Genomic DNA, 14,055 nt, shown 5'->3' on the forward strand with positions numbered 1-14,055 from the left:
ATTATCGGTGTAAAAGCATTTCAATTCCACACAAAAAATCTAAAAATAAACCATTAACAAGTGAACAAAAAACTATCAATAAACAGCTTGCTTCAGAGCGTATTTTTGTTGAGCATAGTATTGCTGGATTAAAGCGATTTCGTATTCTTTCAGATCGGCTCCGTATTCATAACTTTAATTTGTATGACAAAATTCTCGGTGTTTGTGCTGGATTGTGGAATTTCAACCTAGCTAACTAGCTGATTTTGCTAGTTAAAACAACTCTAATGTTGGCGCAAAAAACGTAATAAACTTGTTACATGCCAAATGAGATAACGCCAATGACGATGACTGCTACGCTGGGCATGATGCACCACCGTTGCATGTGATGTCACTATGATCCCCCAGCCCGCTTGCCGAATACGAGCGCATAAATCTACGTCTTCATAATACAAATGATAACGCTCATCAAAACCTGCAACGGCACTAAATACGGCACGAGGAATTAACATAAACATGCCCGCCACCCAATCTACTTCGCTATTCGGATTGAGCAACAATTGTCGAGCCAGATGCGTGCGATCTCGATTGATGCCAAGTACTTTTTTGAACAAAGACCAGGGCGTCGGAAATGCCCGAGCACTGTCTTCAAGTTGACCAATTGCGTTAATGACTTGGGGGGCGATAATCCCGAGATTATTAACTATCTTGAATTGTGCCAATAGCACTGGAAAAGGATCGTGAATGAGCTGAATATCAGGATTGAGAATGCAGAACCATTCCCCTTGCGCCTGTTGAAATGCCATATTATGATTTGCAGCAAATCCCCGCGGCTGTGAATTATGAATAATATGTACGGGAAATGGTAGCCGCCGGCTATCAATAAAATCAAGACTGTGCGGCAATGAGTTTGGTAAATTAGCGGTAATGATTAACTCAATTGCAGTGGGTTGATGCTGTTGCAAACTCATTAACAACCGTTGTAATAACTCAGGTTGACCGTGACTCACGACCGATAAACTGATTTGAATAGACTGCGACGACGTTGCCATGTGCGTAAAAATTGAACCGGATTACGTTTATCTAAAAGATGCCAAATGACACGCCAGCTCACTTGACGCTGCTGTTGAATGAGACGCCGCTGTTGCCAATACATTGGCAAGCCACGCAGTGCATCTATTTTTGCGCGTATAATGATTCTGCCTCGCCCGCGGCGCGTTAAAATTGCAATGGTGAATAGATTCAGTAGCACATGATATGGCAATAATAACCAGAATAAGACACCCGGCATATTTTTTATAAATGTCCAAACCAAGTTGCGATGACCATGATACAGCGCAAAATCACTTTCTTGACTACCGCTGGTGGCTGATCCGACATGATAAGCAATGGCGCTTGGAATTAACAAACAGCGATAACCCGCTAATTGCAACCGAAATCCAAGATCAACGTCTTCAAAATAACAGAAATAACTGGTATCAAATCCACCAATGGTTAAAAACGAATCACGCCGATATAATGCCGCCGCTGCACATGCACTAAAAATCCATTCGGGTGCGGTTTTTGGCGTAATAACTTGATTATGATTGATGCGGGCGGCTAATCCACTCAAATGATATAGATCACCATCACCGTCGAGGCGGGTGCGGTCATGGTGCATAATCAGACGACTGCCAAATACCGCAACATCATTGGGGGCTGTTTGGGCGGCATTCATTAAATGTGCTAACCAATCTGGCGCCGGAAACGCATCTGGATTTAATAATGCAATCCACGCGCAATCAGTGCAAAGTGCTGCTAGTTCATTATTCGCTGCGGCAAATCCAAGATTGGTTTCATTATGAATAAACAGCACGTCCGGGAATTGAACCTGCAAATCAGGCGGCAGCGGTGTTGTGCTGGCATTATCGGCAACAAGCACCCGATAATTGCGGTAAGATTGCTGCATCACCGCCGTCAAACAGTCGCGCAATAATGCCCATGAATTCCAATTCACGATTAAAATCGCGCAACGGGGTGATGTCATTAAAGATGCTGTCATTATGCAATAAACCAATCGCGTCGTTGTTTATACCGCTCACGCAAATTATATTCGCGCCATGTTCAATCACCAAGATCATCCGTCATTGCCATCATCATTGCCGCCTTTTAATACGCAACTCCCGAGTCACTCGCCGACGGTGTTAGCACATCATCGTGCCTTGCAAGCGCGTATTCGTGAATTGCGTTATGAAGCACACCGCTGTGCCAGTCATGCCCGCCGATTAGAAATTGAAATAACAACGGCCGCCGCGCATGGGTTAAATCTCGAAGATCAATTGCGCGTTGTGAATGAACGGGTGACGCATTTAACAGCGAGTCAGCATCACACACGGCACAGATTTAATCGAGTATTTAATGCAACACAATCGGCAATTACGCGCCTTCAACAATTGCAGGATAGCGCGACCTGGTCAATTGCGCAACCCCTATTTTTATTAGAACGCCGCTGGCCGTTATTTCCGCGTTTATTAGCGCAATTCGGACGCTTTATTGCATGGTCATTGCGCTTACAATTACGGCAACAATTAACAGACCGCCGGCGAGCGCGGGCATTATTAGCGCACGGTGTCTTTGATGCTCATTGGTATGCGCGCACCTATCCTGATGTATTGACTTGGAATGCGCCGCTCGTGTTGCATTGGTTAAAAATCGGTTGGCAACAGGGGCGACAGCCGCATCCGTTATTTGATGTGCAATGGTATTTAATGCAGCAGCCATCATTGGAACAACAATTAAAAACTGCACGGTTTCCACACGCTACTGATCCACTCACCCATTATTTATTATTTGGCGAACGCGCTGGTTATTCGCCCCATCCGTTATTCGATCCGCAGTGGTATTTAATGCAAAATTCCGATGTCGCTGCATTACAAAATGTGAATGCGTGGCAGCATTATGTCCACATCGGTGAATGTGAAGGGCGCGATCCACATCCATTATTCTCCACCGCCTGGTATTTAAAACAATTATCACCCAATGATGCGACTGGTATTCAACATCCATTGCAGCATTATCTAATGATCGGTGCGCAATCGGGATTAAGTCCGCATCCGTTATTTGACACCGCGTGGTATTGGCAGCACTATCCCGATATTGCGGCATCGGGAATAGACCCATTGCAGCATTATTTGCGTGATGGTGCGCACGAAGGGCGTGATCCTAATCCGTTGTTTGATTCGGATTGGTACGTTGCGCAGGCGCAGCTTGCAATTGACATCAATCCATTACGTCATTATTTAGAATACGGCGCGGCGGCAGGCGATGCACCCCATCCATTGTTTGATTCAACTTGGTATTTAGCCAATAATCCCGATGTGCGCGGCAGTGGGCAGAATCCATTAGCGCATTATTTGCATCATGGTGCGTATGAAGAGCGTGATCCCAGCCCCCAGTTTAATACCGCTGGTTATTTGCGTCATTATCCACATGTGCGCGATCAACATCTCAATCCATTAGTGCATTTTATTATTCATCATGGCGGGCGCAATCCCGAACAGTGGGGCGGCAGTTATCCGACAATTGCGTCAACTCATCCCAATTCTCCCGACACCGCATTAGCGGCTGTATTAGGTCAATCACACCCATTAGCATATTTGCATCAATTCTATCCCAGTGCGCGTTTTGCTAATGATCCTAGTGCATTTCAACCGTCCATTACCGTGATTGTGCCGAATTTTAATCACGCATCGTATTTACGTCAGCGGCTGGATAGCATTTACAATCAAACCTATCCCATTGCTGAAATTGTCTTATTAGATGACGCTTCAACCGACGATAGCCGCGCCATTTTAATGGAATATGCCAGTCGTGATGCTGCTCGCACTCGCATTGTATTTAATTCAGAACCCTCGGGCGGCGCATTTCGACAATGGCAGCGCGGGATTGAATTGGCGACCTCCGAATTGATTTGGATTGCGGAAAGTGATGATTGGTGTCAACCAGATTTTCTTGCCAAATTAGTCCCGTTTTTTATGGACGAGGCAGTGCAATTAGCCTATTCAAAATCGCAGTTTATTGATGAAAATAATTGCCCAACCGCGTTTTGCTGCGAGGATTATCTAGCCGAATTATCGCCAATACGCTGGTCACTGCCCTATGTTGAAACGGCGCACCGCGAGGTGTGTGAATATTTAGGGCGTAAAAATACCATTCCAAATGTCAGCGCGGTGGTATTTCGCAAACCTGACCTGCGTCAATTATTAAAAACCGCCTGGCGTGATCTGCGTATTTGCGGTGATTGGCTATTTTATCTATACGTTTTGCGCGGCGGTAAATTGGCTTATACATCGGCAACCACCAATTATTATCGCCTACATTCGAGTAATTCATCCGCCGCCACCTATCGCACGCCCAATTATTATCAAGAACACGCGCTCATTGCCAGTGAAATAGCGCGGTTATACGCTGTGCCAGATGACACGCTCACTGCTCATCGCCAATATGTTGCGCGGTTTTATCGTGACAATGCGAATGAATTAGAAGGGCAGGGCATGAGTTTTCCATTGCTGTATAATCAAACGCAAATCATGGCCGCCGCGCAGCAACGCCGTCCCACTGTATTAATGGCGATTTTCGGTTTTGCCACCGGTGGCGGTGAGGTATTTCCAATTCGATTAGCGAACGAATTGCAGTACGCTAATTACACTGTGACCGTGTTTAATTTCGCCGGGGAGCCATTTAATACAGCGGTACGGCAATTATTAAATCCGACCATTCCAGTCATAGAGCGTAATGCGTGGTTTCCCAGTGTGGCATGGTTAATTGATGCGTTTGGAATTGATGTCGTGCATTCACATCATGCCAGCGTGGATCAGGTCGTGGCATTAGCGAAAGCAGAAACAGTGCAAGCATTTCGTCATGTGGTGACAATGCACGGGATGTATGAAGGCATGGCGCCCTGGTTATTTCAATTGATGTTGGAACAAATTGGCGATCAGGTAGATACTTGGGTGACAATTGCGGATAAGAATCTCACCCCGTTCATTGCCGCAGGTGCTTATCAACCCGAGCGGTTTATTCGCATTCCCAATGGCATGTCATTCGCGCCCTTCACGCCCATTGAGCGCGCTACGCTGGGATTAAATGATTCCGCATTTGTCGTGTGTTTGGCCAGTCGCGCCATTGCCGAAAAGGGTTGGCGAGCGGCGATTGCCATTGTCACCCGCGCCCGCGAACTGAGCGGCCGTGATATTCAGTTGTTATTACTCGGGGATGGCGTGATTTATGATGAATTGCGCACGGAATCAGTGCCGCCGTATGTGCAGTTATTAGGATTTGTCGCGCAGCCGGTGGCGTATTTTGCATTAGCCGATGTTGGCTTATTGCCGAGTACGTTTAAAGGCGAAAGTTTCCCGCTGACGTTAATTGAATGCCTCGTTGCCGGGCGACCGTTCATTGCCAGTGATTTAGGCGAAGTGCGGCAGATGTTGACCAGTGATAATGGCAATTTGGCCGGCTGTTTAATTGATGTGAGCAATGGCGTGGTGCCAATTGAGACGACGGCAGAACAGGTGGCGTTATTAGCCACGAATAATGAATTATATGCTCGCCAAGCTGAATTAGCGCGGCAGATTGCGCCGCGTTTTGATTTAACAACGATTATGCAGCAATACGCGGCGGTGTATGAATTGTCGCCAAATTTTTGCGCAACGGTACAGACTTAAACGGCGCAGTGGTTTTATAATCCCGCTCTGTGCGATCTTGTCCACTGTCATTTTTTTGATACAGGTAATTGATGTATGCTCGATGCAAAACAACTTGATGATCTCGCCCGGCGGCTCACGCAAGCCCTGCCCAAAGGCTTGCAGGCGTTGCAGGAGGATGCGCAACGTAGCTTGCGCGCAACACTGGAGTTAGGGTTAACGCAACTGAATCTCGTCACGCGGGAGGAATTCGACGTGCAGGCGGCGGTGTTGGCACGCTCGCGCAGTCGCCTGGAGCAATTGGAGGCGCGGGTGTTGGAACTGGAAGCGCGGTTGGCGCGGCAGTGAGCGGCGCACCATAAATCGTTGTTAAACAATTAGTTAGGTTAATTCAGTGGGTTTGTGCATTCTTTACAGCCGCGCCCCGGACGGCATCCGTGCGCCCGAAGTGATCGTCGAAGTGCAGTCCAGCGGTGGTCTGCCGGCGCTGTCCATCGTCGGATTACCCGAAATGGCGGTGCGCGAAAGCAAAGATCGGGTGCGCGGCGCGTTGGGCAACAGTCGCCTGTTATTTCCTGACGGGCGCATCACCATCAACCTCGCGCCCGCCGATTTGCCCAAAGAGGGCGGGCGATTTGACCTGCCCATCGCCGTCGGCATCCTCGGTGCGACGGCGCAAATTCAAACGCAACCCCTTACCCAGCATGAATTTTTAGGCGAACTGGCGTTGTCGGGTGAACTGCGCGCGGTCGCCGGGGTACTGCCCGCCGCGCTCGCCGCCCGCACCGCCGGCCGTGCATTAATTGTGCCGCGTGATAATGCCGCCGAAGCCGCGCTGGTGCGTGATTTGGTGGTGTATCCGGCCGATCATCTGCTCGAAGTGTGCGCCCATTTGAACGGGATGGCGCCGCTAACGCGCTACATCGCCGCCGATCCGGCCGAATTGTCGCCGCCGCCGTCACCCGATTTGTCCGATGTGCGCGGTCAACCGCACGCCAAACGGGCGTTGGAAATTGCCGCCGCCGGCGCGCACAGTCTGCTATTTATCGGCCCGCCCGGTACCGGAAAATCCATGTTAGCCATGCGTTTACCCGGGATTTTGCCCGAGTTGACCGAAGCCGAGGCGCTAGAAACCGCCGCGATTCGCTCGGTCGCCGGCCAACTGCACCGCTTTGATCCGGCGTATTTTCGCCAGCGCCCATTTCGCGCCCCGCATCACACCGCCAGCGGTGCGGCGCTCGTCGGCGGTGGCAGCACCCCGCGTCCGGGCGAAATTTCGCTGGCGCATCACGGCGTGTTGTTTTTAGACGAATTGCCCGAATTCGACCGCCGCGTGTTGGAAGTGCTGCGCGAACCGCTCGAATCGGGGCGCATTCACATTTCCCGCGCCGCCCGCCAAGCCGAATTTCCCGCGCATTTTCAATTAGTTGCCGCGATGAATCCCTGCCCGTGCGGCTACTTGGGCGACCTGAGCGGCCGCTGTCACTGCACCGCCGACCAAGTCGCCCGCTACCGCGCCCGCATTTCCGGCCCGTTACTTGATCGCATTGACATGCAAATCGAAGTCCCGCGCCTGCCCGCCGAACAATTGACCAACAACCGCCTCGGCAGTGAAACCACGGCCGCCGTGCGGGCGCGTGTGGCGGCGGCGCGACAACGGCAGCAGGAACGCACGGGAATGCCAAATGCGCAATTAACCCCGCCGTTAATTGATCGGGATTGTCAATTAGATGACACGGGGCAGCGATTATTAAGTGAAGCAATGGCGCGATTGGCATTATCAGCGCGGGCGTATCATCGGATATTAAAAGTTGCCCGCACCATTGCCGATTTAGATGGCCGCGACTCCATTACCATTACACATTTAAGTGAAGCCATTGGGTATCGGCGATTAGATCGCAATACCGCGCCCCCGCCACGACGCAATTAACCTATGCTGGAATTCATTAACGTCAGCCTCCGCCGCGGCAGTAAATTATTATTTGCCGATGTCAATTTGCGCATTTATCCCGGGCATAAGGTCGGGATTGTTGGTGCGAATGGCTGCGGCAAATCGAGTTTATTTGCGTTAATTAACGGCGAATTAACCAGCGACAGCGGCGACGTGCGCATTCCAATTCACTGGCAATTCGCACAAGTGGCACAGCACACGCCAACTGGTGCGCAAACCGCATTAGACTTTGTCATGGATGGCGATGCCGAATTGCGCGCTATTCAACGCGCATTAAATGACGCGCATGACCACAATGATGGGGTGCAACAAGGTTTATTACACGAACGGCTCGATCATATTGGTGGTTATACGGCCGAAAGCCGCGCCGCGCAATTATTAAATGGACTGGGGTTTCAAGCGGATGATGAACAGCGGCCGGTCAATCAATTCTCCGGCGGCTGGCGGATGCGCTTGGCATTAGCGCAGGCGTTAATGTGTCGCTCGGATGTTTTATTATTAGATGAGCCGACTAATCATTTAGATTTGGATGCCGTGATTTGGTTAGAAAGCTGGTTGCGCAATTACCCCGGCACCCTTTTGTTAATTTCCCATGACCGCGATTTTCTTGACGCCATTACGGGTCAAATTGCGCATATTGATAATGGGCAAATACGCCTATATGCGGGGAATTATTCGGCTTTTGAACGCCAGCGCGCTGAACAACTTGCCCAACAACACGCCGCTTATATTAAACAACAGCGCGATATTGCCGACATTCAACAATTTGTGACGCGGTTTCGTGCTAAAGCCACCAAAGCACGGCAAGCGCAAAGCCGATTAAAAACATTAGAACGGATGGAATTGATTGCCCCCGCGCATGTTGATTCGCCGTTTCATTTCACCTTTATTGCCCCGCCGCAAGCACCGCATCCGTTATTGCAATTAGAGCGCGTCACCATTGGCTATGCTGACCAGCCGCTCTTTCAATCATTGTCATTAACGCTGGTGCCGGGGCAGCGCGTTGCATTATTAGGACCGAATGGTGCTGGCAAATCCACGTTAATTAAAACATTGGCGGGTGTATTAACGCCGCTGGCGGGTCATTATCAAGCCGCGCAGGGCTTGCGTATTGGATATTTCGCGCAACATCAAATGGATCAATTGCACCCGGATGATTCACCATTAACACATGTGCGCCGTCTTGATCCCGACCGTCCCGAGCAACAATTGCGCGATTATTTGGGTGGTTTTCATTTCAGTGGTGACATGGCTACCACCGCCGTGCGGCCGTTTTCTGGGGGTGAAAAAGCGCGGTTAGCATTAGCGTTGATGATTTATCAGCGCCCCAATTTATTATTATTAGATGAGCCAACCAATCATTTAGATTTGGACATGCGCCATGCCTTGACTACCGCATTGCAAGACTTTGCCGGCGCAATGATTTTAGTCTCGCATGATCGGCATTTATTACGCGCTACCTGTGATGAATTATGGCTGGTATTGGGCGGCAAGATCACGCCATTTAATGAGAGTTTGGATGAATACCCGGCGTGGTTGGCAACGCAGCAGGCGGCATTTGCATTTAATCAGGTGAATGGCGTTAATCAATCAGCGGCGGCAAATAAAATCGCCGGGCGTAAAGAACAACGGCAGCGCAGTGCCGATACGCGGCAACGCTTGCAACCATTACGGCAACAGTTGCGGGTAATTGAAACGCAATTGGCGAAATTGACCGATCAACAAACGGCATTAGAACAAGCATTAGCCGCACCGGCATTGTATGAAGAAACGGCCAAATCTCAATTATTAAAATTGATTAAAAACAAACAGCAGGTTGATAGCGAGTTGGCGGCATTAGAACAAGAATGGTTAGAAAAAACCATTGCATTAGAAGCCGCGCAAGCAGAATTGGATGCAATGGGGAGTGGTGACGGATGAGATGGCGGCGGCGGTCACTTTACGTTGCCGCGCAATTCCGTCATCACCGCTGGCGTTTATCCACTCGCGCCCGCCAAGCCATTGCAACTGTTTTGATATTATTGGTGTTATTTTTATTATGGCCGTATTGGACGCTCTGGTGTTTGAATGAAACAAGCATGAGCGGTAATCCAAATGATTTAATTGACTTGGTGGATTTTGCCACCGTCCGCGATCAAATCCGACGGCGGTTAAATAAAGATAGTCGCAGCTATGTTGGCACGGTATCAGATGCGTTTGTTCAATGGTTAGAACAGAGCTTGCGTCATAATAAAAGTGACGTATTAGAACAGGTTAATGCACATTGGTTACACGATTTATTACGCAATGCCGTACCAAATAAGCAGGGTTTTTTATCGGCTGTGAGTTTTGCAGGGTTTGATTTACCATACGGTTTTTTAATTCAAATTGAACGCGGCCATGCAAGCCGCATTTCGCTGTTATTACAACCACATCCAATTGCATGGCGGGTCGTCGCAGTTTATTATTAAATCTTAATGACCATCGCCCTCAGTACTGCTTGACCGCATCCGTGCATTCTCACCAATTTGATTTGCAATTATTCACTCGCCCACGTTGCGATTGGTTAGCAATCCTAGATGCGCGTTTGCGGATTATTGCAGCAATCAGTTTTGCATTCACCAGTGTCGCATTACATACCATCACTGCCGTCAGTCTCGCATTTTGTATTGCACTCATGGCAGCATGGGGATATGGGTTGCAATTGCGTTATCTCGCCTGGCGATTATTCACATTAGACAGTGTGTTATTTGCATTAGTCATCACCTTACCGTTCACAACAGCGGGTAAAACGCTGTGGGAAGGCGCAGGATTTCATGCCAGTTTTGATGGTTTACATCGCGCTGGGTTAATTGTTTTCAAAGCCAATGCAATTATGACGGCACTCCTGAGTTTTCTTGGCACTTTAGCTCCGTTTATATTTGGCCAAGCATTAGCGCGTTTAGGTGTACCGAGTAGATTGGTGCAACTATTATTATTCACAACTGGGCAAATTTATCTTTTAGAACGCGAATACCAACGCCTCCGTCAAGCGATGCTGGTGCGTGGATTTCAATTACGCACTAATCGCCATACTTGGCATAGTTTGGGTTGGTTATTAGCAATGTTATTAATACGCGGGGTGCAGCGGGCGCAGCGGTTATTAGCGGCGATGCGCTGTCGGGGATTTCACGGGCAATTCTATCTATTAAACATCACGCACTGGCAATTGCATGATAGTTGGTGGCTGGTGTTATGGTTGGGATTAATGGCTGTTTTAATGGTATTGGATAGGTTATTGTTGTAAATTAAACGCCCATTTTGCACAGCAGTTTATGGCAGATTGCGCAGTTTTTCTTCAAATTCAGTCACGGTCATGTAACCAGTTAACCGTTGATAATACAGCGCCTGTAATGTCGCTACACTCACCGCTTTGACATTAATCGTATTAACCATTTTGACATACTGTGTGTCATGCTGCGTAATAATCCACACCTGCTGTTGATGATGAAAAAACTCTTCTTTAATGTGCGGAGATAACTCTATTGCCCCCTGTTTAAGTTGTGAACAATAATTATTGATTTGATCGCGCTTATCGGATTCAATGTGGTCAGCGCGTAATGTACAATCGTATAAGACTACCAACGTTTGAGTCTTAAAAAATCCATCAGCCTTACCCGCTTGACGTTCTGCAAAAAAGGGATACACCACTAGAATTCCTAATAACTTGAGCAAATAAGTTGTGTATTGCTCAAACTGTTGCCAATTGTGCGTTGTCAATAAGTGTTCAAAAAATGGCGGTGTTAAATCTAACTGTGATGGCAACGTGCTGACTTGCCGCTGTTGATTATCATGGCGCACTGACGCAGCGATCAAATCAATGTGTTGTTGAGATGAAGTGCGCCTTAAACGTTGCCAAATTGATTTGAATATTTGAGAAGGTACAAGTCGTGGTGATATTGATAACGCAATTGGTAAAGGATTTGCGTTGTTAATAGAATTTGGGATTAATACCGAAGTGTCGAGCAATGGCGTCACACCCGCAGTCGGTATTGTTAATTGTTGCGATGCCGTAGTTTGCAGCCCATTATCATTAATAACACTGGCAATTAACTGATCGATAATTTGTTTTACCCCAGAGAATTCATCATCAAAAATTCGCAATTTGCATAAACTGTCATATCCAGGTTTTTTAGTCTGTTCTATAACAATATAGTAATTGGCTGTTTTAGCTTGTTTTAGTTCAAAAAAATAATGATGGCTGCTAGTAAAATAACGATCTTTATAAATTGCCTCAGGCGGATATTCAGCCGGCGCTATTGTTGTCACGGGCGCAACATCCTGTTGTTTGGCCAACTTAATCAATTGCGTCAGAATACGTTGAAATTCCGATAATTCATTCTCAAAGATGCGCAATTTGACGCCGGAGAATTCCCCGTCCCGCCTTCGCCGCTGATCAACAATGATATATTTACTCCCATTCTTTGCGCGTTTTAATTCAAAAAAATAATACTGACTACTACTAAAATAACGCGCAGTTTGCAAACATTCGCGTGGTTCATTGCTATAGTTAAGTTCACTCGTACTCATAACAATTGTCCCGTATGATTCAGGTGTTATGCAATTAAAAACGACATTTTACCGGTCGTGTTATTTTTAAAACGTCATAATTGGCACTAGATAACAAACAACAGGCCGCATTCTCAACATGTTTGCTAATTGCTATCCGATTCGACAAATGGCTATTCCTGCGCCAAACTAGACTGTTTAATCATCAGTTGAGCCCGCGCCATGTCTCATTTTACCCCCAAAACCGAACCTGTCTGGCTTGCCCCGTTGCTAAGTTATTGTCATGTCAAAAGTTACGATAAACGCACTGATTTTATTCGCGCTGGTGAACCGGCGACCAGTTTGTATTACTTGGTATCAGGTTCGGTCGCGGCGTTAATTGAAGATGATGAACAACACGAATTAACCCTGGCTTATATTAATCAGGGCGAATTCATTGGTGAAATGGGATTATTTGCCGCGCAACAAACACGCAGTGTTATTGTACGAACGCGGGTCGCGTGTCGCATTGCTGAAATTAGTTATCAACGGTTAACACAATTATTTGAACGCGAATTAAAAGAACATGCTGTTGGGATTTTATTTGCCATTGGGCGACAATTATCCTCACGTTTATCACAAACCAGCCGCAAAGTGGGTGATTTAGCATTTATGGATGTGAGTGGCCGTATTGCCGCCACGCTATTAGAATTGTGCAAACAACCCGACGCTATGACCCACCCGGATGGCATGCAAATCCGTATTACCCGACAAGATTTAGGGCGCATTGTTGGCTGTTCGCGTGAAATGGCCGGGCGGGTATTAAAAACACTTGAGGAACAAAAGTTTATTAGTGTCAGCGGCCGTTCTATTGTTGTTTTTAATACCCGCTAACTACTGGTTGTTGAGTTTATTTAATCACGGTTGCATGATTGCAGTTGACGTATTCATTTAGTATTACGGCAGTTGTTAATTAATTATGACGGCGGTGGGCGGCGAATAATTCGATTAATTTATCCCCCGGCGCGGGTGTGCGCATGAATGCTTCGCCCACTAAAAAAGCATGAACACCGTGCGCCCGCATCAATCGCACATCGTCGCGGGAATGAATACCGCTTTCCGTTACCACAATTCGCTGCGCTGGAATACGCGGTAATAATTGCAGCGTCGTTTCTAAATTGACTTCAAATGTGCGCAAATTGCGGTTGTTAATACCTAACAGCACCGGTGGCGCGAGTGTCAATGCCCGTTCTAATTCGGCATCATCATGCACTTCTACCAGCGCGGCCATGCCTAATTCGTGTGTTAGTTGAGCAAAATCAAGCAGTTGCGAATCATCTAACGCCGCGACAATTAATAAAATTGCATCGGCGCCTAAGGTACGCGCTTCATAAATCTGATACGCATCCAATACAAAATCTTTGCGCAACACTGGTAATGAACAGGCGGCGCGGGCGGTAATTAAATGCGCATCATCGCCTTGAAAAAATTGCTGCTCGGTTAATACCGATAAACACGCCGCCTCAGCCTGTGCATACGATTGGGCAATAGCGGCGGGTTGAAAATCTTCGCGTAATAACCCTTTGCTTGGGCTGGCGCGTTTCATTTCGGCAATAACCGCCGCGGCGCCGCCATCCAATTTATCATTTAATGCGGCAATAAAATCACGCGGCGGCGGCGCGGCTGTGATGTCTGATTGCAATTGCGCCAGCGGGCGGATTTGAGACCGTTGGGCAATGACTTCGGCTTTATAGTGTAAAATGGTTTTTAAAATATCCGGGGTGTCACGCGGTGCCATGTTATTAAAATAACTCCGTTAAAAATGGCAGACTTGACCAATGCCGATGATTAAAACGTGTTTTAATCAAGTGCCAAATATTTATCAATTGCGCTCAGTTTCAATGCGGTGGCGTTTTAACTAAATCACGCGCCAAT

General features: G+C 47.7%; 12 protein-coding genes. 8 read left to right on the forward strand and 4 right to left on the reverse strand.

Annotation, left to right across the window (positions count from 1 at the left end; all coding sequences use genetic code 11):
• A partial coding sequence (locus tag HUK38_RS07730; protein ID WP_194374850.1) for a transposase family protein occupies positions 1-239 on the forward strand: 239 nt, incomplete at its 5' end.
• Positions 240-263: 24 nt separating this feature from the next.
• Here HUK38_RS07730 and HUK38_RS07735 read toward each other — a convergent pair.
• Complete coding sequence (locus HUK38_RS07735; protein ID WP_182583754.1) at positions 264-1,031, reverse strand: glycosyltransferase family 2 protein; 768 nt, start codon at positions 1,029-1,031, stop codon at positions 264-266.
• The gene (locus HUK38_RS07740; RefSeq protein WP_182583755.1) at positions 986-2,020 is read right to left on the reverse strand and encodes a glycosyltransferase family 2 protein; all 1,035 of its coding nucleotides are present in this window, start codon (positions 2,018-2,020) and stop codon (positions 986-988) included. The genes HUK38_RS07735 and HUK38_RS07740 overlap by 46 nt, the downstream gene beginning before the upstream one ends.
• Before the next feature lie 58 nt (positions 2,021-2,078).
• Here HUK38_RS07740 and HUK38_RS07745 point away from each other — a divergent pair, with 58 nt between their 5' ends.
• The 6 genes from HUK38_RS07745 (at position 2,079) to HUK38_RS07770 (ending at position 10,879) form a co-directional block, all read left to right on the forward strand.
• Positions 2,079-5,684 (forward strand): glycosyltransferase, encoded by a 3,606-nt coding sequence (locus HUK38_RS07745; RefSeq protein WP_182583756.1) that lies wholly within the window; start codon positions 2,079-2,081, stop codon positions 5,682-5,684.
• 75 nt (positions 5,685-5,759) lie between these two features.
• Positions 5,760-6,011: an accessory factor UbiK family protein gene (locus tag HUK38_RS07750; RefSeq protein ID WP_182583757.1), complete on the forward strand. Its 252-nt coding sequence runs from the start codon at positions 5,760-5,762 to the stop codon at positions 6,009-6,011.
• Positions 6,012-6,057: 46 nt separating this feature from the next.
• A complete protein-coding gene (locus tag HUK38_RS07755; RefSeq protein ID WP_182583758.1) occupies positions 6,058-7,593 on the forward strand; it encodes a YifB family Mg chelatase-like AAA ATPase in 1,536 nt (511 codons plus the stop codon).
• 3 nt (positions 7,594-7,596) lie between these two features.
• Positions 7,597-9,534 (forward strand): ribosomal protection-like ABC-F family protein, encoded by a 1,938-nt coding sequence (gene abc-f / locus HUK38_RS07760; RefSeq protein ID WP_182583759.1) that lies wholly within the window; start codon positions 7,597-7,599, stop codon positions 9,532-9,534.
• Positions 9,531-10,064 carry a DUF2939 domain-containing protein gene (locus HUK38_RS07765; RefSeq protein WP_182583760.1) on the forward strand — a complete coding sequence of 178 codons (534 nt, stop codon included), beginning with the start codon at positions 9,531-9,533 and terminating at the stop codon, positions 10,062-10,064. Before abc-f ends, HUK38_RS07765 begins: the two co-directional genes overlap by 4 nt.
• 29 nt (positions 10,065-10,093) lie before the next feature.
• Complete coding sequence (locus tag HUK38_RS07770; RefSeq protein WP_238787528.1) at positions 10,094-10,879, forward strand: energy-coupling factor transporter transmembrane component T family protein; 786 nt, start codon at positions 10,094-10,096, stop codon at positions 10,877-10,879.
• Positions 10,880-10,905: 26 nt separating this feature from the next.
• Here HUK38_RS07770 and HUK38_RS07775 read toward each other — a convergent pair whose 3' ends face one another.
• Positions 10,906-12,162, reverse strand: a complete 1,257-nt coding sequence (locus HUK38_RS07775; RefSeq protein WP_182583762.1) for a hypothetical protein — start codon at positions 12,160-12,162, stop codon at positions 10,906-10,908.
• A gap of 201 nt (positions 12,163-12,363) precedes the next feature.
• On the opposite strand from HUK38_RS07775, the gene crp reads away from it, so the two are divergent.
• Positions 12,364-13,014 carry a cAMP-activated global transcriptional regulator CRP gene (gene crp, locus HUK38_RS07780; RefSeq protein WP_182583763.1) on the forward strand — a complete coding sequence of 217 codons (651 nt, stop codon included), beginning with the start codon at positions 12,364-12,366 and terminating at the stop codon, positions 13,012-13,014.
• 79 nt (positions 13,015-13,093) lie between these two features.
• Here crp and trpC read toward each other — a convergent pair whose 3' ends face one another.
• Positions 13,094-13,918: an indole-3-glycerol phosphate synthase TrpC gene (trpC, locus tag HUK38_RS07785; RefSeq protein WP_182583764.1), complete on the reverse strand. Its 825-nt coding sequence runs from the start codon at positions 13,916-13,918 to the stop codon at positions 13,094-13,096.
• Between the last annotated feature and the right edge of the window lie 137 nt (positions 13,919-14,055).

The organism is Thiospirillum jenense (assembly GCF_014145225.1).
Taxonomy (GTDB): domain Bacteria; phylum Pseudomonadota; class Gammaproteobacteria; order Chromatiales; family Chromatiaceae; genus Thiospirillum; species Thiospirillum jenense.